The sequence below is a fragment of the Rhodococcus sp. NPDC059969 genome (genome assembly GCF_042738325.1).
GTDB lineage: Bacteria > Actinomycetota > Actinomycetes > Mycobacteriales > Mycobacteriaceae > Rhodococcus_F.
On sequence record NZ_JBHWUF010000006.1, the window covers coordinates 326,410 to 352,529 of the forward strand.

The following is a 26,120-nucleotide window of genomic DNA, read 5'->3' on the forward strand; positions in this document are numbered from 1 at the left end:
GCGTGTCGACACAGGTTCGTGCAACAGAAATGCATCAAAGAGTGTCTTCCCAGGTCGCGCGGCGATATGCCAACGCTCTCGGCGTTACATAATCGAGATAAAGTGTGATGCAAGTCACCAATAGGGCGCCGTAAAGGCGTCGATATGAAGCGAATGTGTCGCCCGATTGGCTCGTTTTGCCGACTTTTCGACCCCGGTTTTTGTCGCGCTGGAGCTCAAATCGAGGCTTGATGTGTTGTCGACCGACCGCCCCGATTTACCTGTGGGGCAGCAGAATTGATACGAGTATCGAGTTGTCGGCTCTGCGATCAGACGAGATTCTTGCTCGCCTTGATCCGGCGACGGATGTCGCGCATCTGAATGGTGTTTCCGGCCTGACGGATGGAGCGTGGGATGAACCTGTTGACGAACGACACGAAGATGAAGAGGTGCTCGAATCGACGGCGGTCGTCTTCGGTCCACTCGAGGTCGAGTTGGTCGCGGTAGATCGGCGGAAGGAATCCGACCGTCAGGAACCGCAACAGGTTTCGAAACACCAGGCGTATCGGCCAGGCGATCATCCGTAGATTGACCAGGTCGATCAGGTACTGCTTGGTGCGTTCGTCGATGACTACGCGTTCGCAACCGAGGTTCCAGTAGCGCTCGAAGTCTGCGCGGGTTGCCGGCCACATCTCTTCGGTGACCTGCAGTGTCGTTCCCAAAGTTGACGCGGACTGATAAAACGATTCCGCCTGTTCTTCGGACATCTTGCCGTGCAACAACTGATGGCTGTCTTCGAAACCGATGAAAAGGCAAGCGGCAACCCATAATTGGAGTTCGCGATTGAAGGCGTTGTACTTGACCGGGCTGTTCGCATCGGACTTCACGTGCCGGTGCACCGAGTTCACGGCCTCGCGGTAGGCCTTTCGCTCTTCCTCGTTGCCCAGGATTGCGACCGTCAGGTACTGCGTTGTGGTCCGTGCGCGCTTCCATGGATGCGCGGTCAGGGCACCCGATTCGACTTTGCTTTCCATGACGCCGTACGCCACCTCGGGCCAACCGAGTTGCAGGATGACATTGGCGGCGGCCCCTGCGAATGACCAGAAATCGAGTGCGTCGGTGATGTGTGCGGGTTTACGGGCCCACCGCTTACGCTCGGCCGTGATGGTGATGCGTGTCTGATCGGTTCGAAGAGACGACTCGGACTTTCCCGAATCCAGGTAGTGAGTGGGCATCGATCCTCCTCCGTGCGCGGTGAATTACTTGGTCTCGACGTTGCTCACGAGCCAGCGGTCGTCCGAACGAACCAGGGACACGACCATCCGGTACTTCTGTGTATTGCCCTCTGGTGCAGCAATGTTCTTGGCCTGCTGGTCGACGAAGACAAGCACCTTTGCCGACGAATCTTCCAGTGACGTGATGCCGACGTCTGTTGCCGTCGCACTCGCCTGACCTTGGCCTCCAGCGACAACCTCGCGCAGTGAATCCACCATCGTTCGGTAGGTGCCGGCAAACTCGTCGGTCGACATCGACGCGATGGTGTCCTTGTTGGCGTCCAAGTTCTGATAGTCGAAGGAGGACATGATGATCGAGTAATCCCGCGCGGTGTCCAGCGCTTCCTGTCGCAACGTGTCCTCCTCATTCACCGAATACAGGTGAAATCCGAGCACCACCAATGCTGCGACCAGTGCTACCGCCAACAGCGAGATCAGTGCGTTGCGAGGCTCTTTCAGCCGACGAAAGAACGACGGGGGAGTCGGATGTTCGGTCACCTCGGTTTCTGCTTCGTCGAGGAGTGTGCTCTCACCGTGTGCCATTTCCCAGTCCTTCCAACATCAATCTCCAATAGTTCAAGGCGTCGACTCCGGTCGGAATCAGAATCGGATCCGCGACGACCTGCGGTCCGATCGGAGTGCCGGGGACAGTCGAGTTCTGCAATCCGAGGTCGTTCGGCCTCGGAGCATTCTGTGCTCCGCGTTGGACCAGGTCGTCGGCGGGTGGGCAGTACATCGCCAGACTCGGACTGGTGGGGGAGAGATCGCCTACCTCTCGTCTGGGGGTATCGTAGTTGCACACCGGCCCCTGCGTGGCCACCAAGGCGAAATCAGCTCGATCGCCTTTGACGATGGATGCCAGCTTGGCGAGACCGTCGGGGATCGTGACGAGTCCGGTTTCCAGGGCATCCGTGCGGTCGGAGATGATCGGAGCGACCGTGACGAGATTGGCCAGCACCGCTCCGAAAGTGTTGTGGTACTTGTCGAACAACTGCTGGGCGCTATTGAGAGCGGCGGGTGAATGGTCGGTGAGATAAATCAGTACGGGGGCGTTGGACTCGAGTTGTTCGGTGAAGTTCTTTGCTGCCGCCATTCCTCGGACGAACGAATCCGATTGTGTCGCCATGGAGTCCATCAGCGTGGAGGTCCGCGACAGCAGCGCGGCGAGTTCGGCCGACTGGTCGTTCAACTGCGCCGACATTGTCCCGCCGTTGTCGATCATGGTCGCCAAGCTCGGACCGAGCCCGTTGAACGAATTCCCCAGTTCGGTCCCGATGTCGCTGATCGCCTGCGGATCAATCCCTTCCAGGACGCCGGACGCCTGAAGCATCAACTGGCTCATCTGAACTGGCTGCTGATCTGCGGGCATGGCGATCTCGTCGCCGTCCCGAAGATACGGGCCGTGATCGGTGTTGGGGTAGATGTCGACATTCTGGATTCCCGCGGCAGTTCCCATCGTCACCTTGGCGACGCTGTCGGTGGGTATTTCGGTTTTGTCGTTGAGTGAGAGTTCCACGCGAGCGGATCGGGTGCTCGAATCGAGGACAACATCACCGACTTTGCCGACCTGCACTCCGCGGTACGTGACGACCGTGCCCTTGGTCAATCCGAAGGCGTCGGACATGTTGGCGTGCAATCTGATCTGACCACCGAAACCTTGAGGGCCCACCACGTACACGATTCCGAAAGGGATGACGACAGCGGCGATCAGAGCGAACAGGCCAAGTTGAACAAGCGCAAGGCGACTCAACGTGGACCTCCCTGAAGTAGATCGGTGAGAGTTCCCGCCGGCGCGATCGATTGTCCGGCCATGCCACCGGTCCAGAGTTTGTCGATCGTTCCCGGAATATCGAGGGCGCCGTCAAAAACGAGGTAGTCACCTTGGACTGCGCCGGTGAAGTTTTCGAGCAGCCCGTTCATGTTCGCGAGTGTCTGACCGATCTCCGAGTTGAACGAATCCAGAGTCCCCACAATGGTCGACGCATCGTGCAGCATCGTGTCGAGCCCGTTGGGTGAGGAGTCGAGAATGGTGTTTGCGTTGGTGGCGAGCTGAACGGTCGAGTTCAAGAGGCTCGCGATCTGATCCTTCTGCCCCACGAGAATCGCCACCACCTGTGGAACGGAATCGAGGTAGTTGTCGACGACTTCTTGTTGCCCGGCCAACTGCGAGGAGACCCGGGCAGCGAGGTCGACGGCCTCGTCGAACTCGCTTCGGTGACTGCTTGCCTCTGCCATGAGCGAGGTCAGGGTGTCGGTCAGAGAACGAACTTCACCTGAGCGCCCGGAAAACGCGGTGTTCAGTTCGCGTACGACGGTATCGAGTTGATCGATGCCGCTGCCGGTCAGGACCGTACCGAGGGTGGCAAGTGCACTTTCGACCTGCGGACCGATCTCGGTGCGAGACTCCGGAATTGTATCGCCGTCGCTCAGCGTGGAACCGGACGGAACCTCCGGCAGCAGCAGTCGAATGAACGGGTTTCCCAGTGCGGACGGGAGTTCGACGGAGGCCTCGACGTTGTCCGGCAACTGCGTCGCAGCGTCCAGACTCAGTGTCACGTCGGCTCCGACGACGTCGGCTGACAGTGCGGATACTCGACCGATGACTTTCTGGCCACTGCGGACGTCTGCTCCCAACACCAGGCCGTCAGCGCCGGCCAGTTGTAGCGACACGGTGTACGCGTCACCGTCGGCCGAACGACCCAGCGGAAGGTCCTGAATGCCTGCACTGCAGCCGCCGAAGGCGAACACAGCCGCACAACCCATACCGATGATCGCGACGCCGGCGACTATCCGAACCGATTGCCTCGTCAATTGCCACCTCCGGGGACGGCGCCGCCGGAAATCGCGGAGGCGATGCCGAGCGGATCAGAAGTGCTGAGGGGGAAGGAAATCGGATTCGTGAATCCGGCACCGGTGCAGATCGGCAACTTGTACGCGTCGCACAGCGGCTTGGCGACGGCGAACTGAGTCAATGCAGTCGAGACATTGAGCCGAATGCGTCCGCGCTGATCAGGGCCGATAGTTTGGGAGAGGTTCTGCATCATCAACGGCACCAGGTCCATGAACTCGGCGAGGCCAGGTTGTTTGGCAGCCAGAGTGTCACCGAGAACTCTCACGTTGTCGGCTATGGCACCGACATCGTCGCCGTGAGATGTCATGAAGCTGTTCAGTTGATCGAAGACGACCTGCAGATCCTGCAGCGGTTGGGAGATGTCCATGTTCTGGCTCGCCCACTGATCGCCCAATTCGCCGAGGTCACCGACAAGTTCGTCCAAGCTGACCTGCCGAGTGTCCAACGCATTCATCAAGGTATTGAGATTGTCGACGAGTGCACCGATGTCTTCCGACCGAGCGCCGATAACTCCGGTGGCCGTGCTGAGGTTGCGAATGGCGGTGTTGAATTGATCGCCCTGACCCTGCCACCCGGCGGCGCCGCGGCTCACGAGATCGCCGAGATTGCCACCGTCCCCGGCAAATGCGTCGGCCAAGGTGCTGACGCTTCCCATCAACCCGTCGAAATCTATGGGGGAGTAAGCACGTTCGATCGGAATCTCGTCGCCGTCTTCGAGCGTCTCTCCACCGGTGTACGCCGGACCGAGTTCGATGTGGCGATCGCTGATCACCGACGGATTGAGAACATAGGCCGAAGCGTCGGCGGGCAGATCGACGGAGTTGGGCATCGACATCGCTACTCGAACAGAAGTTCCGCGAGGTTCCACCGACGTGACCGTCCCGACGCCTACCCCGAGGACGGTGACCTTACTTCCCTCGTAAATCCCACCGACGTAACTGAAATCGGCGTACACAGTCTTGGACTGATCGGTTCGTCCGAAGATGTACCAACCGGGGAGAGCAATCGCCAGGGTCACGACCAGCATGGCGGTGACGGATTTTCGTGTATTCACTTGCAGCCCTCCATGATGCCGAGCGCGCAGAGCAGGTTGTCCGGGATCACGGCTGCCGGGGCGTTGACATCGGTCCAATTGCCGGTGCCGGTGGAGTCGGTGACCGAACGAAGAGCGGACGGAAGACGAGTCAACAGCAGGTCGATCTGATCGGCGTTGTTCTTCAGCGTGGCGGTGACTGCGACGAGGTTGTCGGTCATTGCTCCGAACTCGTCCTGACGGTCTGTGAACGTCGTCGAGAGCTTCGAGATGATGATTGTCAGGTTGTCTACCAACTGAGTCAACGCGTCCTTGCGGACGGCCAGAGTACGCACGATCGTCTGAGCGTTTGCGGCGGTGCCGACAATCGAATCGGTTTGTGCCACCGCCATGTCGGACAGCTCGCGGGACATCGTGAGGATCTGGTCGATCTGTTCACCATTCTGCGCGAAAGCCGCCGAGGCGCCGCTGATTCCGGCCAGGGCCCGCCCGACTTGATCGGAATCCGTGGGAATCACCTGCGAAAGGGTGTTCATCATGGACTCCATCGCCTGTAGGTCGACGCCGGTGGCCGCGTTGGTGGCATCACTGCTGACGTCGTCGAGGCTGTACGGCACGGTTGTGCGCGAGAGCGGGATGACCCGCCCGTCGGAGTCGTCGACCACTCCGGCCGGCACGATCTCGAGGTAACGCTTGCCCAAGACCGTCTTGAGCCTGACCGTCGCCGTGCTCTGGTTTCCCAATGGCTGATCCTTGTCCAGGCGGAAGTTGACGACCACGTGGTCGCCGGCAAGGTCGATCGAATCCACGCGGCCCGCAGGAACTCCGGCCACGTAGACGGGGTCGGTATCGGAAAGCCCGCTGGCATTGGCAAATTCAGCGGTGTATGCCGACGTGCGGACGTTGTACCAGAGTTTCGGAATGCCCAGTGCTGCTGCGAGCCCCACCACCAGAACAAAAATCCCGAGACTGCCCAGGGCGAGAGCTGTCCCGCTGCCGCTGCGTCGGCGATCCCCTTTGAACAGGAAGAGCATGATGCCGACGAACACGTCGATCAGCTTGACCAGAAACATCATGAGCACACCGGCGAATGTGTCGGACCGAATATGTTGGCTTCCATGTCGCCTGCCTTCAGTGTGAAATTGCACAGATACAGGCTGATGAAGCTTCCGTAGCTTCCGATACGGTTGGCGGCGTCGGCGAACTGGGGAAGGTTGGCGAGAAGTCTGTTGAACTCGTCGGTGCTTGCAATCCAACTGCCGGTGACACTTTCGAGTTGTTGCACGGTCTGGCCGAATGCGCCGTTCGACCCGGCCATGATCTGAGCCAGCGACGAGACAGTGCGGTTTCCTTGGTCCAAGAGCGAGACCAGTTGATCGTTCTGCCCGGCGACGGAGGTGCTCAGACTGTTCAAACCGTCCAGCAGACCGACCAATTCGGGTTGACGCTCGTCGACGGAAGTGAGAAGAGTGTTCATGTTCGTGAGTAGTTGCGCGAAGACGTCCTGACGGTCGACCAGGCCGGAGCTCAAGGTCGCGATCTGATCGAGAAGGGTGGTCATTGCCTGTCCCTGACCGTTGAAAGTTTCGACAAAACTTCGGGTGAGAGTGTTCACCTGCTCGGGCTGCAGTGCTTCGAACAACGGTTTGAAGCCGTTCATCAGTGCGGTCAAGTTGATCGGCGGTGTTGTCTGTGCCAGCGGTATCGTGTCACCTGGTTCGAGCCTTTGTGCGGATGCCGTTGCCGCGCTGCCATTCTGGGTCAGTGCGAGATATCGAGCGCCCAGCATGTCGCCGTAACGCACCGCGGCACGGACATCCGACTCGAGCGAATACTGTGATTCGATTTCGACGTCGACGATCGCCTTGCTCGTGCCGCCGCCGTTGCCGGCAAACGCAACCGAGTCCACGCGGCCGATACGCACACCCGACATCGTTACCGGATTACCCGGGTTGAGTCCTTCGACGTCGGTGAACTCGAACGAGTACGAATCAGTGCTTCCGCGCACCGGGACCGACAGCGTGTTCGCCACGAACGACGCACAGGCGACGCCGGTGATGCAGAAGAGTGACAACCGAATGACCTGGCCAGGACGAACCTTCACGGGACGGTCACCTCGTTACCTCTGACCATCGGCCCCAACATCAGTGTTGTTGCCGGGTTGGGGGTTGTTGCCGGGTTGGGGCCGTCCGACTGCTTCGGCGAGCCGCCGAGTAGTTGATCTTCGAGGAAACGCAGGGTGGCGGCTTCGGCTTCGCCGCCAACGACTGGGGCACTGACGGGTTGTGCAGGCGCGAGGTTGGAGCCGGAACACTGTGCCCCGTGCGAGTTCCCGTACTGCGGGCAATCATCGCCTGTATACGGGAGCGGTTCGGCGAACGTGGCAACTGCTGTGATGTCGAACTTTCCGGTGGCGAAGACTCGCGCACCGGAGGCGCCGAACGTACTGGCATTGGCGAGGGTGGAACGCAGTCCTCCGGGATTGGCCGCGGTGGTTGCGAGTATCTTTCCGGCGGAATCGATCACGGTGATGATGTTTCGGTTGTTCGCCCCGACAAAATCGTCGACGGTAGCGGCGAAGACTGCGGCCGCGCCGATCGAGGTCTCGAGATTTGCTCTGTTGGCGACCATGCTGTTCGAGACGGATGTAGCGGCCGCCAAGGTATCGAGAATGCCGGGGGTTGCGCGGTCCAATGCGTCGATGACAGATCGGAATTCCGGAGTGGATCGCAGGAATTGGTGTGCAGCGGGAGCCAGTACTCCGGAAGCAGCACTGAGATTGTCTATCGTGGTGCCCATTTCGGCACCGTTTCCGTCCAGGGCTTGACCGAGCGCGGTTAGAGCCGTTTGAAGTTTTTCGGGTTGCATTGCTGTGAGGACTCCGACCAACTTGGTGTACACGTCATAGAGGGCGACGGCCTCGGGTCCGTCGTCCATGCGGATCTCGTCTCCGTCCGCGAGAGTTGTTCGGCCGTGCGGCGCCGGGTTGTCCACGAGCTGCATGTAGATGTCACCGAAGAACGTGCGTGGAACAACGCGAGCCATCACGTCGGCGGGAATCTTCGATGCATCCTCAGTCTGTATCTGTAGTTGCACCACGGATTCTGTGGTACCTGATTCGATTTCGCCGATTCGGCCGATGTTGACCCCGTGGTACCGGACCGGTGCCTCGCCGCTGATCAGGCCCGCCGTGGCTGGAACAGCCACGATCACGTCGGTGCTCTGCTCGAGGTTTCCGGATCCACGCAGCACCATCGTTACTGCCGCTACGACGGCCACCACGACGGCGATCGCGCCACGTAAGGCGTAAACGATCTTCGTGCGTGTAGTGAGTCTGTCCACGGCTCAGATCCCCATTCCCGGGATCTGGGGGACGAGGCCCCACAGGCCGAAAGTCATCAGCACGTCCAGGATTCCGATCGCAAGGATGGCCGACCGTAGTGCGCGGCCAGCAGCCTGACCGACACCCGCCGGTCCACCCGAGGCGTAATAGCCGTACGCGCAGTGCACGAGCGCGACGACGGCGGCGAAGACCACTGCCTTCAGGCCCGAGTACAGGAGGTCCTGCGGCGAGATCGCCAGATGGAAGAAGTAGTCGTAGGTACCTGCCGATGCACCGTTGAAGAACACGACGACCAGTCGGGTCGAGAGGTAGCTGGCCAGCAGTCCGATCATGTAGATCGGGATGACGCAGATCATGGCAGCGATGACCCGCGTACCCGCGAGGAAGGGAATCGATCTGATTGCCATCGAGTCCAGTGCGTCGATCTCGTCGGAGATACGCATTGCGCCGATCTGGGCGGTGAAACCCGTCCCGACCTTGGCGGCCAACGCGATAGCGACGACAACAGGGGCAAGTTCGCGTGTGTTGGCAACTGCGGAAAGCATGCCGGAGAGTGAGGTCATCCCGACAAGTTCGAGTCCGCGATGCGTCTCCACGCCCAGCATCATCGCGGCTGCAAGAGACATCGCGAACACGATGCCGATAGTGCCGCCGCCGGACAACAGCGAGTTCGTTCCGAAGCTGACTTCGCTGATCTGGCCGAGTACATGTTTGCGGTACTTGGTGAGAGCAAAGGGGATCGAGGCGACAGTGCGGATGTAAAAGGTGACATGCTGACCGAGCGACACCAAGCCGTCGCCTGCGGTCCGCAACGGTCTGCCGGCCTGCCGCGCTCGGATCCGGAGATCGACGAGCGACATCAGAATTCACCGACTGCCGGCACGATCACGGTATACAACGCGGACAACACAGTGTTCACGATGAAGACGAGCGCGAAAGCGATGACGACGGCTTCGTTGACTGCGTCGGCAACGCCGCGTGGGCCGCCTTTTGCATGGAGACCTTTGAAGGTGGCGACCAAAGTCGAAGCGAGGCCGAAGATCGCGGCTTTCACCAAAGCCATGACGAAGTCGGAAGATCGCCCGTACTGACTGAACGTTGCCATGAACGTTCCGGCCGGAAGGTGCTGGACGTAGATGTGGTACAGGTAGCACGCGATCACGCCGCCGAAGGTGACCATCGAACAGAGTGCAAGGGAGACGATCACTGCTGCAACCAATCTCGGTGCGACCAGGCGCTCGATCACGTCGATGCCCATCACTTCCATCGCGTCGATCTCTTCCCGGATCTTTCGCGAACCCAGATCCGTGCAGATCGCCGACCCTGCGACACCGGCCATCATCAACGCGCACACCAGCGCCGCAGCCTGACCGACGATGATGAAAGCCACGACAGCTCCGGAGTATCCGCCGGCACCGATCCGGCCGGCCAGTTCACCGACTGACACGGCGATGAAAACACCGATCGGAATCATGAGAAGCAACGACGGGCCGGTGCTGACACGACCGATGAACAGGGTCTGAGTAATAGTCTCGTGCAACGAGAGTCGCCTGCGGAGGATTGCCGTGAACAGGCCGAAGAGTGCCTGAACCGAGAATCCGATCAGATAGCCCCCCTGTAACGCTACGTCTCGCACCGGGCCCTTCGCGGCTGGTAGCTCGTAGGTCATCTAATTGAATTCCTTTGCAGATCAACAGTGTTCGGCACGGAGTTCGAACTGTTCGAGCGCTGGCGGTCGAGCGAACTGCTTGTGAAGCATCTCACACATATATGTGTCCAAGCAAGCATTATGTGAACCGAGATTCTCGCTGCGTGTCTAGCGGTGTTGGTTGAGTTCGCGCAATTGACGTGCCAGTATTGGAACTGTTCGAATCCATACCCGGTGTATGTTTACGAATATTCCGGATCTGTCAGCCTGGTTGAGTCGCGGTTGTGTAGCGGATGCTTCGAGCGGTGACCCTACCCATCATCGGCGCCCTCAGGCAACGTTTTGTTAACGCAAATTCTGGTCGGGGATCATGACGATCAACGCCGAGGGGCGGTTTCTTCTTGCGATCGATAGGCTCTTGAACTGCCACGATTGTGCTGCAGGCGGGCGAAGTGATGAAAAAAGTGTATGAATTCCCGGGATCATGCTTATGCTGATTCTCGTTTGATGGACAGGCGGATAGAGGTGCGTCGAGCGTGTGGGCTGGAGAGTGGGGTACATGGTGAGCCTGGGCGATCAGTTCGTCGACGCGCAGACGTCGAATGGGATTGTTCGGCAGGTGAGGTCCGACTCCGTCAAGAGGCGCCCGAAGGATCGCAAGGCTCAGATCGCGGCAGCTGCGGCAATCGCGTTCAGTGAGCGCGGATATCCTGCTGTCAGTGTCGATGACATCGCGTCGGCGGTGGGTATTTCGGGTTCGGCGCTGTATCGGCACTTTCCGAACAAGTACGCGATGTTCCGTCACGCGGCACTGGAGTTGACCGAAGCGCTCGGTAGTGCGCTCGACGACGTCTCGGTTGCCCCAGCAGCGACCGATGCGGACCGATTGCGCGAAGATCTGATTGCAGTGATACGAACGACAATTCGCAATCGGCGCACGGCCGGAATCTATCGTTGGGAGAGCCGGTTTCTCGATGCTGCCGATCGGAAATCCGTTCGAGCACAGGCCGACGCGGTCAATAGTCGAGTGGCCCGGAATCTTTCGCGCTCCGATCCGGCGATGACGGCGCGGGACGAGACCCTTGTCGTGGTAGCGATGTTCAGCGTGATCGGCAGCATCACCGTCCATAATCTGTTGCTGCCTCAACGGGCGATGGAACAGGTTCTGCTCGACGCGTGCCTGGCGATAGATCAAGGTGAGGGTGCAACCACCGCAAGCCGCTTGGAGCAGTCCTCGCTGCCTAGGACCGTGACCACGAACAAACGTGAACGTCTCTTGCAGGAAGCGGTGCGGCTCTTCGACTCTCGCGGATATCACGACGTCAGCATCGAAGAGATCGCCGCGGCCGCCGGCTTGAATGCTTCCGGTATGTACCGCTACTTTCCCAGCAAGGCCGAGCTTCTCGGCGCCGTGTTCTATCGAGCTGCAGATCGCTTGGACTTGGCGACGGCAGCGGTCTTCGATTCCGCGACGTCGCACGAAGAAGTACTCCGGGCACTGGCGGCGATGTACGTGGAGTTGTCGTTTGCACAGCACGAATTGATGTCGGTCTACTTTTCCGAGATGAACAACCTTCTGCCGAGTCATCGAAGCGATCTGAAGAATCGCCAGAAGCTTTACGTGGTCGAATGGGCGCGAGTTCTCCGCGAAATCCGTCCGGAGCTTTCGGCGGTAGAGGCGAAGTTCGTTGTTCATGCTGCGCTCAACCTGGTTCCGGATGTCGGACGCATGGTGAAGTTCGACGGGGCCGCAGAAAATGCGACCAGACTGCAGATGTTCATGTCGGCAGTTCTGTACGGCTGTCACACTTCGCCCTCCTGAAACGTGTCGGAGGGTGTGCGTACTCTGACCCGCTATGAGCGAAGTCGTGTCTCCGGCAGCTGCCCGTCGCATAGCGCTTGCCGCTCAAGGATTCGGCAGATCGCACCCCACAACGGTGACGCGTCGCAATCTGGTCAGCGTGATGGACCGGCTGCAGGTGCTGCAGATCGACTCGGTCAATGTCTTCGAACGCAGCCACTACCTGCCGGTTTACGCTCGGCTGGGCGCGTACGACAAATCCAGGCTCGATCAGCTCGCCTTCGCCCCCGGCTCGGGGTACCTCGAATACTGGGGCCACGAGGCTACGTTCCTACCGGTGGACATGTGGCCGCTGTTCCGCTGGCGGATGGACCAGTTTCGCGCCAAGGCGTTGAGCGACAAGGGAGGATGGGCTTCCGATCGAAGTGTCTTCCTCGATTGGTTGCGGCAGGAGTTGCGCGACAACGGTCCGATGGCGGCGAGCGAGATCGAACACGAAGCGAACACACGACGGGGTCCGTGGTGGGGGTGGTCCGACGTGAAAGTCGGCCTCGAGACGCTGTTCCGTTGGGGCGAGGTGGTGTCGGCAGGTCGAGCCGGCTTCGAGCGTCGTTACGGCCTGGCCGAGCAGATGCTTGCACCCGAGATACTCGACGCACGGGTCGAGCGGTCGGAGGCGATACGCGAGCTGGTGGTGCGGGGAGTGCGGGCGCATGGTCTTGGCACACTCGACGACATCGCCGACTACTTTCGTCTGCCCAGCGCAGAAGCACGAACGGCATTGCAGGAACTCGAAGATGCCGGCAGTGTGCGCCGGGTGTCCGTCGACGGCTGGGAGCGTCGAGGCAAGGCAAGGGAGGTGTGGATCGATCCGCGAGCGAAGCGTCCCAGGTCCATTCGTGCGGAAGCGCTGTTGTCACCCTTCGACCCGGTAGTGTGGGCACGCGATCGAGCGTTGCGGCTCTTCGACTTTCACTACCGGATCGAGATCTACACTCCGGCGCACAAGCGAGTTCACGGATACTACGTGCTCCCGGTCTTGATCGACGACAAAATCTGCGCCCGAGTCGATCTCAAGAACGACCGTCAGAACGCTCGACTGCTTGTCCGCGCGGCATGGGCCGAACCCACCGCGGACGCAGAGACTGCGCCGCGGTTAGCGGAACTCCTTCGCAGAACTGCGCATTGGCAGGGCTGCGACACCGTTGAGGTGGAGAACAAAGGTACGTTGTCTCAGGAGTTGGCCGCCGCTATGACGTGAGCCTTCAGGGTCGCGAGGACGATTGTCATTCGGGAACTGTTATGCGTCCGTCAGTCGCTGCCTGATTGATGGAATTTCTCAATGCGGAACAACTTCCGGATCGAATTCTCGGCGGTGCAGCATCGTCGCGGTACTCCAAACATGCGGTGCGCGAATCTGATCGCCACTGGGTCGAAGTGTGATGCCAGCTGTTCTTCTCCACGAGGACGTATGTTCCGCACCGCTCGCAGTCCAGCGGCTCCATGGTCATTGCGGCGCTCCTGCTGCGGCTTTGCGTGCAAGGTTGTCCGCAACTTCTTGGTGCCACACTTCGGTGGGCTTGCTTGTGTCGAACTCGAATTCGAAGCGGTCGACCATGTCCGGGGTGATGGCGGCGACGTCCACGTAGAACTGTTCGTACCAACGGCGCAGTTGGTAGACCGGGCCGTCCTCGCTGCACAGCAGAGGATTGTCGATGCGAGTCTTGTTCTTCCACACTTCGATGTCCTGCTCGAATCCGACGCCGATATATCCGATCATTGCGTCGACAAGTTGATCCGCGAACTCGGCGGGCATCTCCTCGGACTTCTGGACGGTAATGCCGTACATGAGTACGAATTTGTTCGGGCTCACCGGGTAGTGGCAGTTGATCAGCACAGAATCGGTCGTGAAGTTCTCGTAGATGTAGCGCAAGTCGTCGATCATGAACGACGGTCCGTGGTAGGCCGCTGTCGAAAGATTCGACACCAACTTCGGTACGTCGGGGTCGGTCCAGGTCACGATGTCGTCGCGGTTGATGCCGCTCTGCTCCTGGATGGCGACGTGTCCTTCGAAGACGTTCTTGAAATAGGTGGGGAACGAGAAGTGCACGTAGAAGAAATGCGCCATGTCGACGACGTTGTCGACGATTTCTCGGCAGTTCGTATCGATGACTATCGACTTCCACACCCAATCGGTCCACTCGTACTCCGCAGACTTGATGATCGGTATGGCGACTTCGGCAGGAGGCGGATTGCCTTCGGGGTCGTGCCAGACGAAGAGCAGTCCGTCTTGTTCGAGCGCAGTCCAAGCGCGGGTCTTGGCAAGCGGGGGGACACGTCGAGCATAGGGAATCGCGGTGCACTTACCGTTGCCTCCCCACCTCCAGTCGTGGAAGGGACACGCGATCGAATCGCCCTTGACCGTGCCCTGACTCAGGTCGCCGCCCATGTGACGGCAGTACGCGTCGAGGATCTTCAGTTCGCCATGCGAGTCGGAGAAGACGACCAGTTTGGTACCGAAAGCTTCGACGGAATGGGGGTTCCCGTCGCTGTAGTCCTTGGCGAGGCCGAGGCAGTGCCATCCGCGGGCAAATCGAGTGGGAGGTTCTCCCTGGTCGATGATGCGAACCTCTTCCGATTCATTGACATCCGCAATTGTCATGTTCTTCCTTTCGTGAGTGCACCCGGTGGGCTGGACCGAGCGACGTTGTACGACAGTCGAAGGGGTGTAAATCTTTGGGCAAGTCACATACGTTGCGACGAGATGTTGCCGCCGTCGACAACCAATTCCGTTGCGGTGATGTAACTTGCTTCGTCGGACAGCAGGAAGCGGACAGCGTGTGCGATTTCCTCCGGGCGACCGAGCCTGCCGAGGAGGATGCGTCGTTCGAATGCCCCGTCGCCCAATGCGTCTACGGTTGGCTGAAGCATAGGGGTCAGAATCTGTCCGGGCGAGACGCAGTTGATCCGAATGCCGTCCGGGCCCAGTCGGTCCGCAAGCGATCGGACCATCGACAACATCCCACCCTTTGCAGCGGAGTAGACAGGGTTGATTGCATTGCCCAAAGTTGCGTTGATCGAGGCGATTCCGACTATTGCCGAACCGGGATTGGCCGTGAAATCAGGCATCAACTGTTGAACCAACAGGATGAGCGGACGTAGATGGGTGTTGATACCCATCTCCCACACGTCGAGCGTCACTCCTTCGAGGGATCCGGTATCGACAACCCCGGCGGAATGAACAAGTCCGCCGATGGAGGAAAGTGAGGAACGGGTTGTGGCCAATGCGGCCGCGTAGTCGTCCGCTCTCGTGAGATCGATTCCCACTCCGATGGCGTCGATGCCGAATTCGGAGGAGATCACTGCTGCCTGATCGACCGCTTTTGCCTCGTCGATATCCCAGAGAGCGACTGGTCGTCGGATCGCCGCGAGCGCGCGGGCGGAGGCCAATCCGATTCCGGATGCGCCGCCGGTGATGATCACGCCTGTCGACGGGGATGAAGCATTCATGTGTCCTCCTGATTTTGGAGCGTTCTGCTCGGCGCCGCATGATCCGATGGGCTCCGGTCATCACTGTGACGAGGGATGGATTCGGGCTCAACGAACATGACCGATCATCGGTATCGATGCTGGTGAAAGCCCATGCAGATGCATCTCCCGCTGCGTGGGAGACGTACTGGCGTCGTGAGTCCACGGAAGCTCAGATGGGCGGAACGAATGTTGGCTGCCGAAGCGGCGGGCCACCGGAACGGAGACATCGATGTTGGTCGGACCGATCACCGAAGAGTCCATCCCCATGTCAACTCTCGATAGACTGTCGGTGGTGGTGGACTGCTTTCGTGACGCGCCTCGGCTGACATTGGGGGAGGTGGCGCGCCGAACCGGGATTCCGCGATCGTCCGTGCACCGGATGCTACTGAAACTCGTGAGGATGAACTGGCTACGCCGCGAAGGACTCGAGTACGAGATAGGCGACAAGCTAGGAGATCTGGGCGCGCTCTCGCTGTATCGAAACAAAGTGGATCGAGTGGTTACGCCCCTACTTCAGCAGCTGCATCTCGTGACTGGACATGCTGTGCACCTTGGGGTTTTGGAAGGGAACCATGTGCGCTACATCCAGAAGATCGGGAGCCAGATGGTCCCCGACCTTCAGACTCGCGTCGGCTCACGCATCCCTGCGCAATCGTCGACCATCGGGAAATCACTGTTGAGCGCTGGGCACAGACCGGTGGCGTCGCTGCAAAACACCAATGACGTTCGCCAACAAGCTGTTGCGTTCGGAATCTGCAATTCCGGGATGGGTTGTATCGGCGCGCGAATCGGGGTGCTCGATCACTTGCAGGTGGGTCTCTCGATCTGTGGGCCGCTGATTCGCGGGACGATAGACAAGAGGAACTCCGCTCCCGTGCAGATGGCGGCGGTGGCGATCTCCCAGTTTTTCGGAGTGATCGACGGGTTCGGACAGGAGAAGACGGGATAGTCCGACAAACGCAAAGAGTGCGCCTCCCCCCACTACGCGTAAAGCGCAGTGGGGGAGACGCACTCGGATAGAGCTGTGTCAGCGAAGAGCCGCAAGCGCGTCGATACGCCCCGCGGCACCCTCCATGATGCTTTCGATCAGTTCCTTGCAGCTGGGCAGATCGTTGATCATGCCGACAACCTGACCCGAAGCAAGAACACCGGCTTCCGTGTTGCCCTCGACCAGTCCGGCCTTGAGCAACATCGGGGTGTTGGCTGCCATGATGATCTGCATCAGCGTGCGGTCACCCGACCGCTTCATCGCGAGACCGTCCTTGGCGAGGGTCGACCACTTCATGCCCGTCATGGCCTTGAACTTCGTGGCATTCTTGGCCGCGGCGATCAAACCGGTTGCATAGCTGGAACCTTCGAGGCTGTTGACCAGGTCGGTGTTGAGCACACGATGAGGCATGCCGTCGACCTTGCGGGAGACAGTCGTATCCGTCAGTCCGCGCTTGAGATACTCCTGTTTGACGGAATCGGGCACCGAAGAGTCGCTGGTGAGAAGGAATCGCGTTCCCATCGCGACACCGGCAGCGCCGTACGCCAGTGCGGCAGCCAGCCCGCGGCCGTCGAAGAATCCGCCACCGGCGATGACCGGAATATCGACCGCGTCGAGAACCGAGGGGAGAAGCAATGTTGTTGCCACACCGCCGGTGTGACCACCACCTTCGCCGCCCTGGACGATGACGGCGTCCGCGCCCCAGGATGCAACCTTGACCGCATGCTTCGCGGCGCCGATCGAGGGCACGACGACGATGCCGTGATCCTTGAGCTTGGTGATCAGTTCCTTCTTGGGAGCCAAAGCAAACGACGCGACCTTGACGCCCTCACGGATGAGCAGGTCGGCGCGTTGCGGCGCGTCGGTGGCGTCGGCACGCATGTTGACGCCGAACGGCTTGTCCGTGAGCTGCTTCGTCTTCTTGATCGCGTGCTCGAGCTCGTCGTACGTCATCGTCGCCGAAGCCAGGATGCCGAGACCACCGGCGTTAGCCGTTGCCGACGTGAGAGCGGGACCGGAAACCCAGCCCATACCCGTCTGCACGATCGGGTACTCGACACCGACCAGTTCGGTCAGCGCGGTCTTCAGGGTGGGGGTCATGCCGAGACCTCACGGTCCCGGAGGTTGCGCGGATCGAGGGTTTCGCGGATGAGGTGAAGTTCTTCGGCGGTGGGGTCACGGGTGATACCGGCCTCGGCGAGTCCGGCAACCTCGAACGAGGTGTTTTCGGCAACCTCATCTGCCGTGACGCCGGGGTGAAGACTCAACGCGCGGAACGTGTTTCCCGGACCACCGAAATCGAAGACACCGAGGTTGGTGACGACGCGGGGGATGTTCAGGTATTTGTATGCAGGGTTCTCGGGATCGATCTGGTCGTAGCCGACGCCGCACACCACGTCGACCTTGTCGACGAACACTCGCTTGGAGTGCTTGGGGACGAAGTAGCTCGTCGCATGGTTGATGGTGTTACCCGGGGCGCCGCGCACACCGAACATCTGACGCGTCGGCTGCTGAAGCGGGCCGAAAGCGGAGAGGTTCTGGTTGCCGTGGCGATCGAGCTGATTGGCGCCCATCACCACGTGGCGACGACCGGAAGCGACGACGTCGAACACCTTGCGGAAAGGCATCCAACCTTCGACGGGGCCCTTCGTTCCGACTGCCGGAGTGTCCTCGAGGATGAGGGCTTCACCGTCGGTGATGAGCAGGTCGGGTTCGGTGGTGAGCCGAGCCAGGCGAGCGCCGATGGTGGACGACGTCGACATCGGGCTGGCCATGATTTCGCCTGCACCGGAGAAGATTTCAGCGCAAGCAATAACTACGTACTCTGCGCGGGTGACGGTGGATTCGCTCATTTTGCCTGCTCCCCTGCCTTTGATGAATCGGCAAACTTCTTTACTGCGGCTTGGTAGTCCTCTTCGCTGCCGGAGAGGAAGGTGTCGACGAACGTCTGCCACGACTCGGGGGTCTTGGCGGCCTCGGCGTAGTGACGCTGGAACTTCTCGTCGCGGCCGTAGCTTTCGCCGGCCAACGTGAAGTGTGCACCATTGGGTGCCTCGACGACGGCGTCGACCATCATGCGGTTGAGCAGAAGGTTCTGCAGTGGAACGGATTTGACCAGTTCTTCGGTCTCGACGATGCGCTCGACCGAGACGTAACGCTTCTCGGCGGCCATGCAGTACAGGTCGTCGAAGTACGGGTCGACGCCGTTGTAGGCGGCATTGCCGTGCTTGTCACCGAGATTGAGGTGGACGAACGACGCATCGAGGTTGAGCGCAGGCATCGCGATCAAGGTCTCGGAACGGCCGTCGGCCTCGGGGTACGGAGAGGTGACGGTCTTGAGCTCGTCGCCCCAGAAGTTGCGGACATCCGAACCCAGGCCGGCGCGGATCGGGAGGAAGGGAAGGCGAGCGGCAGCTGCTTCGAGGCCGCACTTGACCATGCCCTCGTCCATCTCGCGGACTTCGATCTCACCGGCGGTGCGCGCCTTGGCAAACCACGGATCGTAGAACGGCGCGGAGTCCAGGGACACGAAACCGTAGTACGCCTTCTTGACCTTGCCTGCCGAGCACAGCAGTCCGAGATCCGGTCCGCCGTAGGTGACCACGGTCAGGTCCTTGATGTCCGATCGCAGAATCGCACGAACGAAGGCCATCGGCTTGCGGCGAGATCCCCAGCCGCCCAAGCCGATCGTCATTCCGCTGCGGAGTTCGCCGACTACCTCGTCGAGCGACTTCGTCTTGTCACGCTTGCTAGCCATGTTTTTCTCAGCCTTCCTTCTGGGTTGCGTTCTCGCGCGGCTTGCCGGTGGCGACGAACTCGTCGCGGTGCTCGTCAGACACACCGAGAAGGTTGAGTTCGAAGGTGTAGCCCTGCTCGAGGCGGTAGCTGCCCTTGACGTCGACCGGGTCGATGCCGTTGATGGCTTCCTTGGCGCACCGGATGATGCGGGTGTCCTTCGCGGCGATCTTCGCGGCGATCTCGCGAGCGCACTCGTCGAGCCTCTCGCGCGGGACCACGTCGTAGACGCTGCCGAACTGCTTGAGCGTGTGTGCGTCGACGCTCTGCGCCGTGTAGTACAGCGTGCGCATCATGTGCTGCGGCACCAGGCGTGAGAGGTGAGTCGCAGCGCCGAGGGCGCCGCGGTCGACCTCGGGGAGGGAGAAGATCGCGTCGTCGGAAGCGACGATGACGTCCGCGTTGCCGACCAGTCCGATGCCGCCGCCGACGCAGAATCCGTTGACCGCCACGACGACGGGGACAGCGCAGTCGTAGACGGCGGCGAAGGCTGCGGCACAACCGCGGTTGGCGGCGACCAGCGCGTCGAATCCCTCGGTAGCCTGCATCTCCTTGATGTCGACGCCGGCGTTGAATCCGCGTCCCTCGGCTCGCAGGATCACCACGTGCGTGTTGAGATCCTTGCCCGCGTCGAGGATGGCGTCGGCAAGCTCGAACCATCCCTTGGACGGGATTGCGTTGACCGGCGCGTAGTCGATGGTGACCGTGGTGATGCCGGTTCCGTCGGAAGAGGTGCTGATGCCCATATCGGGATTCCTTACGTCTGTGTACCAAACCAAGCGATTGCTTGGTAAGTTAGCACACAAGCGGAGCCGACAAGCCCGAGCAGAGTGCAATAGGAGACAAAAATGAGTGGATTGGTCGACGGACGCGTAGTCATCATCACCGGGGCAGGTCGAGGTATCGGGCGTGCGCATGCGCTGGCGTTTGCTGCCGAGGGCGCCAAGGTCGTCGTCAACGACATCGGTGCGGGTGCCGACGGTTCCGCGACCGGCGAAAGTCCGGCCGAGCAGGTTGTCGCGGAGATCATCGCTGCGGGTGGCCAGGCAGTGGTCAACGGAGACGACGTCGCCGACTGGGCGGGTGCCGAAAATCTGATCAAGACCGCGATCGACACCTTCGGTGGTCTGGACGTGCTTGTGAACAACGCAGGCTTCCTGCGTGACCGCATGCTCGTCGGCATGAGCGAAGGTGAGTGGGACGCGGTGATCCGCGTGCACCTCAAGGGGCACTTCGCGCCTTTGCGTCACGCTGCTGCCTACTGGCGCGGCGAAGCCAAGGCCGGCAACACCGTCGACGCACGCATCATCAACACCAGTTCGGGTGCAGGACTGCAGGGTTCGATCGGTCAGGGCAACTACGCCGCGGCGAAGGCCGGCATCGCCGAGATGACCATCCAGGCCGCCGCCGAGCTCAAGAATTACGGAGTCAGTGTCAACGCGATCGCGCCTGCTGCGCGCACGCGCATGACCGTCGGTGCGGGTGGGGCGATGGCAGAAGCGATGGCAGCTCCGGAAGAGGGCTTCGACGCCATGGCTCCCGAGAACATCTCGCCGCTGGTCGTCTGGCTCGGAAGCGCCGAGTCCAAGGACGTCACGGGCCGAGTATTCGAGGTAGAGGGCGGAAAGATCACCGTCGCGGAAGGCTGGCGTCACGGCCCGAGCGAGGACAAGGGTGACCGTTGGGACCCGAAGGAGATCGGGCCCGTCGTGGCAACGCTGTTGGAGAAGGCGGAGATTCCGACGCCGGTGTACGGGGCGTAGGGCCTTCGGCCCCGTGAGTGGTTAAGGAGTGCAGGGACTCCTCAACCACTCACAGGCGGTTTGCCGCCTACGCGGGCGCCCGAACCACCAATACAGTGCCGGGGAACTCTGCTGCGAGCTCGCGCCGCGAATGCTTCACGCAGGCGGTGCCGTAGCCCTTCTTGCGGGACTCGGGTGCAATCCAGATCGCGACGTTGACCTCTTGGCCGTCGAGTTCGCCGAACACCAGGCCGACGCTCGTCGGGCTGTCACCGGAGACGTCCTCGGCGACGAACCAGGCAGCGCTCTCGTCGTCGATGCGGCCGAGGCCACCTGTGCGCTCGGCTTCGATTCGATCCTCGCTCCACGGCTTGCCGTCTTCGTCGAGCTGCTCACCCGAGCGAATCGTGAACAGCGACTTGTCTTCTGCGCTGTCGCTGAACGGACGCAGGCTGAAGTTCTGCCCACTGCTCGCGGGGCGATCAAGCGTCGTCCATTCGAGAGTTGCATCGAGATTCTCCAGCTCGCCCTGGATGCGATCGCGTGCAGCCTTGGTGAGCGCACTGAACTTGAGGCTCAGAACTGCTTCGGCATTTGCTTCCGACGTGCCGAGGAGTTCCGCGACGGTGGTCAGTGCCTCCTGATGGTCCTTGCTGTCGACCACTGCATCCAGCACCTCGTGGCGACGCTCCAGCGCACGCACGAGTGCGGAAGTGATCTCGCGTCGGTCCAGGATTTGATCTTGAATATGCGTCGTCATATATTGCGACTCCTTGCTGTGTTCGAGGCTCTGTCGAAACGCCGTGCGGACCGTACGAGTCAATAGTGCTCCAACTCGCCCGTTATGGCACGTGTTCAGCCTCCGGTGCGGCGAACGAGCCGTTCGTAGCGCTGGCGGGCGGCTTGAGTACTGCCGAGCCCGAGTCCGAAGGCAATGTCCTGCCAGGTCATGCCCCGTTCACGGGCAATTCCGAGGAACAGTGCTTCCAGCTGTTCCATTTCGGCTCGGGCCTTGGGAATGAGTGTCAACGCAGCCATGACGTCGGCGTCGTCGACTTCGGGTTCGTTCACCTCGGGTGTGTCGGTGCCGCCGGCCAGACGAGCCACGACGCGAACCGCGCCGTAGGGCTCGAGCATCTCCGGATGAGATTGCCGCGCGCGCTGGCTTCGGGTCGCGCCGTGGCGCTCGCTGATCCGAAAGAGTCCGGCGTACTCGCGATGTGCGCGTTCGCGGCCGGAATCGATCGGTCTGAACTGGTCATCGGTCATGAATCCAGGGTGGCACGAACCCGGACCGATGTAAACGTTCTGTTGTGAACAAATTGTTCAGTTTGTCAGGGGTTCGCACACGATGACGGGAAGGACGCGGTCCGTCCAGGCCTGATAGTTGTCGAAATCCGGATACATCGCCGTCAACTTCGGCCACAGCCGAGCGCGCTCGTCCTCGGTTGCGACGCGGGCTTTCATCGAGCGGATCCGAGACTTGATCTGCACCGTCACCACCGGATCCGCCTTGATGTTGAGGTACCACATCGGATTCTTCGGAAGACCACCTTGCGACGCCACCAGAATCACGTCTTCGCCGTCCTCGAGGAACAGCAATGGGCTGATTCGCTCCTCACCGGATTTGCGACCGGTAGTGGTGAGCAGGCAGATCGGCAGCCCGCGTGGGAACGCGCTGCCGACCCGCCACTTGCTACCCAGCCTCCCGTCGGTGGCGCGATACATGGCGACGTTTGCCTTCGACATCCACTTGATGATCTTGACCGTCGCCGGAGCGTCGAGTCCCTTGGGTTTGGCTGGGGGAGTAGTCATCTCAGATACGCTCGATGATGGTTCCGGTGGCCAGCGCGCCGCCGGCGCACATCGTGATCAGAGCCGTCGAGCCGTTACGACGCTCCAGTTCGTGCAGTGCGGTGGTGATCAGTCGAGAGCCCGTGCTGCCGACCGGATGGCCCAGAGCGAGGGCGCCGCCGTTGACGTTGACGTTGTCGAAGTCAGGTTCGTGGACCTGGGCCCAGGACAGTGCGACGGACGCGAATGCTTCGTTGATCTCGAACAGGTCGAGGTCGCCGATCTTCATTCCGCTCTTCTCAAGAACACGGCTGGTTGCCTGCACCGGTCCGTCGAGGTGGAACTCCGGTTCCGAGCCGACCAGTGCCTGGGCGATGATGCGGGCGCGTGGCTTCAATCCGAGTGCGCGAGCCTTGTCCTCGTCCATGAGCAGGACTGCGGCCGCACCGTCGGAGATCTGGGAAGACGTTCCGGCCGTGTGAATCCCGCCTTCGAGGACGGGCTTCAACCGGGCAAGGGACTCGGCCGTCGTATCGCGCAGGCCCTGATCGCGATTGACGAGCTTGGTCTCGCCCGTGAGGTTTCCTTCCTTGTCGACCTGGGGTGCCGAGAGTTCGAGTACCTCTCGGTCGAAACGCCCTTCCTCCCAAGCCTGCTTGGCCAGTGCCTGCGAGCGGACACCGAGAGCTTCGACGTCGTCGCGGGTCAGTCCGCGTCGGCGGGCGATGCGTTCTGCAGCCTCGAACTGGTTGGGCATGTCGATGTCCCACGTCGCCGGCCGACGCGGTCCGGCCTGGTCACCGACGTTGGCGCCGAGGGGAACCTGGCTCATCGCTTCGATGCCGCAGGCGATGCCGGCATCGATGGCGCCGGTGGCGATTAGTCCGGCGATCAGATGGTTCGCCTGCTGGGCCGAACCGCACTGGCAATCCACGGTCGTTGCGCCGGTCTGCCACGGCAGACCTGCATGCAACCAAGCAGTGCGCGTGATGTTGTTGGACTGAGCGCCGGCCTGGGTGACGCAGCCGCCGATCACTTGCTCGATCAGCAACGGGTCGATTCCCGACCGGTCGAGAACTCCCTTTTGTGCAGCTCCGAGGATCTCGGCGGCGTGCAGACCGGCGAGCCAACCTCCGCGCTTGCCGATCGGTGTACGGACAGCCTCGACGATTACTGGTGTGCCCACAGCGGGCTCCTTTCCTTGTAATGAAAAAGTAGAACAGGTTCTCTGCGGGAAGCAAGACCTGCCGACGTTTCCTTTCCTAGTAAGCAGGCTTGTGTTTCAATGAGAGTAGAACGTGTTACACATCACGGATCCCCATCACCCCTGTGATGAAAAGGCTTAGGGCAGGAGACATCAGTGGCACAGCCCGCATTCCCCGAGGGAATCGACTTCACGGACCCCGACATCTACGCGGAACGTATGCCGTTCGAGGAGTTCGCTGAACTCCGGAAGACGGCCCCCGTGTGGTGGAATCCGCAGCCCCCGGAAATCGGAGGATTCCAGGACGAGGGCTTCTGGGTGGTCACCCGTCATGAAGAGGTCAAGGAGGTCTCGCAGCGAAGCGACATCTTCTCGACCCACGAGAACACTGCGATTCCTCGCTTCGCCGACGACATCCCGCGCGAGAACGTCGAGATGCAGCGCTTCATCCTCATCAACAAGGACGCTCCGGAGCACACCAAGCTTCGCAAGCTGGTTTCGCGTGGATTCACCCCGCGAGCCATCAACAGCCTGCGCGAGGAACTGACCGAGCGCGCCGAAAAGATCGTCAAGACTGCGGCTGCCGGTGGTGCCGGAGACTTCGTGGTTCAGGTTGCGTCCGAACTTCCGCTGCAGGCAATCGCCGAGCTTCTCGGTGTGCCGCAGGAAGATCGAATGAAGCTCTTCGACTGGTCCAACCAGATGACGTCGTACGACGACCCCGAATTCGACATCGACCCGCAGGCAGCGTCGATGGAGATCCTGGGATACGCGTACCAGATGGCGGATCAGCGCAAGAAGTGTCCCGCCGATGACATCGTCACCAAGCTCATCGAAGCTGACATCGACGGAAATGAGCTCTCCCCAGAGGAATTCGGCTTCTTCGTGATCCTGCTTGCGGTCGCGGGTAACGAGACCACTCGCAATGCCATCACACACGGCATGGTTGCCTTCCTCGACAATCCCGACCAGTGGGAGCTGTACAAGAAGGAACGCCCGAAGACTGCGGCCGACGAGATCGTTCGTTGGGCCACCCCGGTGACGTCTTTCCAGCGCACCGCGCTCGAAGACACCGAACTCGGCGGACAGAAGATCAAGAAGGGCGATCGCGTCGTGATGATGTACGCGTCGGCCAACTTCGACGAAGACGTCTTCGAGAACCCCACGAAGTTCGACATCATGCGTGACCCCAATCCGCACCTCGGATTCGGCGGCACCGGTGCGCACTTCTGCATCGGCGCGAACTTGGCTCGTCTCGAAATCGATCTGATCTTCAACGCGATCGCCGATCACCTGCCCGACATCACCAGGCTCGGCGATCCGCGTCGCCTGCGCTCGGGCTGGCTCAACGGCATCAAAGAGTTTCAGGTTGATTACAAGACTTCGGGATGCCCGGTCAAACACTGATCCGGACTTATACTGACCTGGTAACCGGCGAGTAGGTTCTGTGTAGCTTTTCGGGAGTTGCCTCTGCACTCTCGAACACGCAGAACTACAGTAGACGTTCCGGGGGGCCACTAGCTGGCAACCTGGAACTGCGGCGGCGTCTGCGGGATCCCTCATCTCCCGTAGGCGCCGCCGTTTGTAGTTCAATCTCCAATTCAGCCGCCGTATGGTTTGGTGATCGCTTCGAGGAAGTGGCCCGACGGGTCGAGGAAGTAGACCCCACGCCCACCGTCGTTGGTGTTGAAGCCCGTACTCGACTGGCGCGGATCGGCCCAGTGATCAAGTTTCAAGGCTTGTATGCGCTGGTAGATGCCGTCGAAGTCGTCTTCGGAGACGAGGAAGGCGTAGTGCTGAGACGCAACCTCGGCGCCGTCTTCCACCTGTGCGAAATCGAGCGTCACGCCGTGCTCGAGTTCGACGCCGAGAAAGTAGCCGGCTTCGACCGGGCCCGGTAGACCGAACATGTGAGTGAAGAACCACGCCGACTCTTGTCGGTCTTTTGCGGCGATGATGGTGTGATTGAACGAAATGGTCATGAGTGACCCCTTGCAGTACGACGCCTCCATGCCTGACGCAGTCCGTCATCGACACGCGACGTTGGGAACCAGGAAACCATTTCGAGGTTCGCGGTGCAAGTACGACAGGCTTATTCGAATACGACGAGCGCGGCCCCGGTCGATGACCGGGGCC

General features: G+C 60.8%; 26 protein-coding genes. 5 read left to right on the forward strand and 21 right to left on the reverse strand.

Annotated elements, in window-relative coordinates:
* Positions 1 to 308: 308 nt before the first annotated feature.
* The 10 genes from ACFWAD_RS19120 to ACFWAD_RS19165 are packed head-to-tail and all read right to left on the reverse strand — an operon-like array spanning position 309 to position 10,149.
* A complete protein-coding gene (locus ACFWAD_RS19120) occupies positions 309 to 1,214 on the reverse strand; it encodes an oxygenase MpaB family protein (protein WP_378546619.1) in 906 nt (301 codons plus the stop codon).
* A 24-nt stretch (positions 1,215 to 1,238) separates the two neighbouring features.
* A complete protein-coding gene (locus tag ACFWAD_RS19125; protein ID WP_378535162.1) occupies positions 1,239 to 1,796 on the reverse strand; it encodes a mce associated protein mas1a in 558 nt (185 codons plus the stop codon).
* Positions 1,783 to 3,003, reverse strand: coding sequence for an MlaD family protein (locus tag ACFWAD_RS19130; protein WP_378546622.1), 1,221 nt, complete (start codon positions 3,001 to 3,003; stop codon positions 1,783 to 1,785). The genes ACFWAD_RS19125 and ACFWAD_RS19130 overlap by 14 nt, the downstream gene beginning before the upstream one ends.
* Positions 3,000 to 4,064, reverse strand: coding sequence for an MCE family protein (locus ACFWAD_RS19135; protein WP_378546625.1), 1,065 nt, complete (start codon positions 4,062 to 4,064; stop codon positions 3,000 to 3,002). The genes ACFWAD_RS19130 and ACFWAD_RS19135 overlap by 4 nt, the downstream gene beginning before the upstream one ends.
* Entirely contained in the window at positions 4,061 to 5,158 is a 1,098-nt protein-coding gene (locus tag ACFWAD_RS19140) for an MCE family protein (RefSeq protein ID WP_378546628.1), read from the reverse strand. Before ACFWAD_RS19140 ends, ACFWAD_RS19135 begins: the two co-directional genes overlap by 4 nt.
* The gene (locus ACFWAD_RS19145; RefSeq protein ID WP_378546706.1) at positions 5,155 to 6,210 is read right to left on the reverse strand and encodes an MCE family protein; all 1,056 of its coding nucleotides are present in this window, start codon (positions 6,208 to 6,210) and stop codon (positions 5,155 to 5,157) included. Before ACFWAD_RS19145 ends, ACFWAD_RS19140 begins: the two co-directional genes overlap by 4 nt.
* Complete coding sequence (locus tag ACFWAD_RS19150; RefSeq protein WP_378546631.1) at positions 6,210 to 7,241, reverse strand: MCE family protein; 1,032 nt, start codon at positions 7,239 to 7,241, stop codon at positions 6,210 to 6,212. The genes ACFWAD_RS19145 and ACFWAD_RS19150 overlap by 1 nt, the downstream gene beginning before the upstream one ends.
* Positions 7,238 to 8,479: an MCE family protein gene (locus tag ACFWAD_RS19155; protein WP_378546634.1), complete on the reverse strand. Its 1,242-nt coding sequence runs from the start codon at positions 8,477 to 8,479 to the stop codon at positions 7,238 to 7,240. The genes ACFWAD_RS19150 and ACFWAD_RS19155 overlap by 4 nt, the downstream gene beginning before the upstream one ends.
* 3 nt (positions 8,480 to 8,482) lie before the next feature.
* Positions 8,483 to 9,340 (reverse strand): ABC transporter permease, encoded by an 858-nt coding sequence (locus tag ACFWAD_RS19160; protein ID WP_378546637.1) that lies wholly within the window; start codon positions 9,338 to 9,340, stop codon positions 8,483 to 8,485.
* On the reverse strand, positions 9,340 to 10,149 hold the full coding sequence (locus tag ACFWAD_RS19165; RefSeq protein WP_230814857.1) for an ABC transporter permease: 810 nt from the start codon (positions 10,147 to 10,149) through the stop codon (positions 9,340 to 9,342). Before ACFWAD_RS19165 ends, ACFWAD_RS19160 begins: the two co-directional genes overlap by 1 nt.
* Before the next feature lie 538 nt (positions 10,150 to 10,687).
* On the opposite strand from ACFWAD_RS19165, the gene ACFWAD_RS19170 reads away from it, so the two are divergent.
* Entirely contained in the window at positions 10,688 to 11,950 is a 1,263-nt protein-coding gene (locus tag ACFWAD_RS19170) for a TetR/AcrR family transcriptional regulator (RefSeq protein ID WP_378546641.1), read from the forward strand.
* A 34-nt stretch (positions 11,951 to 11,984) separates the two neighbouring features.
* Entirely contained in the window at positions 11,985 to 13,190 is a 1,206-nt protein-coding gene (locus tag ACFWAD_RS19175) for a winged helix-turn-helix domain-containing protein (RefSeq protein WP_378535179.1), read from the forward strand.
* Positions 13,191 to 13,436: 246 nt separating this feature from the next.
* Here ACFWAD_RS19175 and ACFWAD_RS19180 read toward each other — a convergent pair whose 3' ends face one another.
* Together ACFWAD_RS19180 and ACFWAD_RS19185 are read right to left on the reverse strand one after the other, a co-directional pair.
* The gene (locus ACFWAD_RS19180) at positions 13,437 to 14,591 is read right to left on the reverse strand and encodes a Rieske 2Fe-2S domain-containing protein (RefSeq protein WP_378546645.1); all 1,155 of its coding nucleotides are present in this window, start codon (positions 14,589 to 14,591) and stop codon (positions 13,437 to 13,439) included.
* Between the two features lie 83 nt (positions 14,592 to 14,674).
* The gene (locus ACFWAD_RS19185) at positions 14,675 to 15,439 is read right to left on the reverse strand and encodes an SDR family NAD(P)-dependent oxidoreductase (RefSeq protein ID WP_378546648.1); all 765 of its coding nucleotides are present in this window, start codon (positions 15,437 to 15,439) and stop codon (positions 14,675 to 14,677) included.
* A 286-nt stretch (positions 15,440 to 15,725) separates the two neighbouring features.
* Between ACFWAD_RS19185 and ACFWAD_RS19190 the strand changes: the two genes are divergently transcribed.
* On the forward strand, positions 15,726 to 16,409 hold the full coding sequence (locus tag ACFWAD_RS19190) for an IclR family transcriptional regulator (RefSeq protein ID WP_378535187.1): 684 nt from the start codon (positions 15,726 to 15,728) through the stop codon (positions 16,407 to 16,409).
* A gap of 78 nt (positions 16,410 to 16,487) precedes the next feature.
* Here ACFWAD_RS19190 and ACFWAD_RS19195 read toward each other — a convergent pair whose 3' ends face one another.
* From ACFWAD_RS19195 to echA20, 4 genes are read right to left on the reverse strand one after another with little or no spacing between them, the layout of a single operon-like run.
* A complete protein-coding gene (locus tag ACFWAD_RS19195; RefSeq protein ID WP_378546651.1) occupies positions 16,488 to 17,549 on the reverse strand; it encodes an NAD(P)H-dependent flavin oxidoreductase in 1,062 nt (353 codons plus the stop codon).
* Positions 17,546 to 18,301 (reverse strand): CoA-transferase subunit beta, encoded by a 756-nt coding sequence (locus ACFWAD_RS19200; RefSeq protein ID WP_378546654.1) that lies wholly within the window; start codon positions 18,299 to 18,301, stop codon positions 17,546 to 17,548. Before ACFWAD_RS19200 ends, ACFWAD_RS19195 begins: the two co-directional genes overlap by 4 nt.
* Positions 18,298 to 19,206, reverse strand: a complete 909-nt coding sequence (ipdA, locus tag ACFWAD_RS19205; RefSeq protein WP_019746969.1) for a cholesterol ring-cleaving hydrolase subunit IpdA — start codon at positions 19,204 to 19,206, stop codon at positions 18,298 to 18,300. The genes ACFWAD_RS19200 and ipdA overlap by 4 nt, the downstream gene beginning before the upstream one ends.
* A 7-nt stretch (positions 19,207 to 19,213) precedes the next feature.
* On the reverse strand, positions 19,214 to 19,990 hold the full coding sequence (gene echA20 / locus ACFWAD_RS19210) for a (7aS)-7a-methyl-1,5-dioxo-2,3,5,6,7,7a-hexahydro-1H-indene-carboxyl-CoA hydrolase (RefSeq protein WP_378546658.1): 777 nt from the start codon (positions 19,988 to 19,990) through the stop codon (positions 19,214 to 19,216).
* Positions 19,991 to 20,092: 102 nt separating this feature from the next.
* Between echA20 and ACFWAD_RS19215 the strand changes: the two genes are divergently transcribed.
* Positions 20,093 to 21,007, forward strand: a complete 915-nt coding sequence (locus ACFWAD_RS19215; RefSeq protein ID WP_378546661.1) for an SDR family oxidoreductase — start codon at positions 20,093 to 20,095, stop codon at positions 21,005 to 21,007.
* A 67-nt stretch (positions 21,008 to 21,074) separates the two neighbouring features.
* Here ACFWAD_RS19215 and ACFWAD_RS19220 read toward each other — a convergent pair whose 3' ends face one another.
* From ACFWAD_RS19220 to ACFWAD_RS19235, 4 genes are all read right to left on the reverse strand, one after another.
* Complete coding sequence (locus ACFWAD_RS19220) at positions 21,075 to 21,746, reverse strand: GNAT family N-acetyltransferase (protein WP_378448948.1); 672 nt, start codon at positions 21,744 to 21,746, stop codon at positions 21,075 to 21,077.
* Positions 21,747 to 21,841: 95 nt separating this feature from the next.
* Positions 21,842 to 22,255 (reverse strand): DNA-binding protein, encoded by a 414-nt coding sequence (locus ACFWAD_RS19225; RefSeq protein ID WP_378448949.1) that lies wholly within the window; start codon positions 22,253 to 22,255, stop codon positions 21,842 to 21,844.
* Between the two features lie 57 nt (positions 22,256 to 22,312).
* Positions 22,313 to 22,801, reverse strand: coding sequence for a nitroreductase family deazaflavin-dependent oxidoreductase (locus tag ACFWAD_RS19230; protein WP_378546664.1), 489 nt, complete (start codon positions 22,799 to 22,801; stop codon positions 22,313 to 22,315).
* A 1-nt stretch (position 22,802) separates the two neighbouring features.
* Complete coding sequence (locus ACFWAD_RS19235) at positions 22,803 to 23,966, reverse strand: steroid 3-ketoacyl-CoA thiolase (protein ID WP_095970996.1); 1,164 nt, start codon at positions 23,964 to 23,966, stop codon at positions 22,803 to 22,805.
* Positions 23,967 to 24,140: 174 nt separating this feature from the next.
* On the opposite strand from ACFWAD_RS19235, the gene ACFWAD_RS19240 reads away from it, so the two are divergent.
* Positions 24,141 to 25,391 carry a cytochrome P450 gene (locus ACFWAD_RS19240; protein WP_003945573.1) on the forward strand — a complete coding sequence of 417 codons (1,251 nt, stop codon included), beginning with the start codon at positions 24,141 to 24,143 and terminating at the stop codon, positions 25,389 to 25,391.
* Between the two features lie 194 nt (positions 25,392 to 25,585).
* On the opposite strand, the gene ACFWAD_RS19245 is transcribed toward ACFWAD_RS19240, so the two are convergent.
* The gene (locus ACFWAD_RS19245) at positions 25,586 to 25,966 is read right to left on the reverse strand and encodes a VOC family protein (RefSeq protein ID WP_378546667.1); all 381 of its coding nucleotides are present in this window, start codon (positions 25,964 to 25,966) and stop codon (positions 25,586 to 25,588) included.
* Between the last annotated feature and the right edge of the window lie 154 nt (positions 25,967 to 26,120).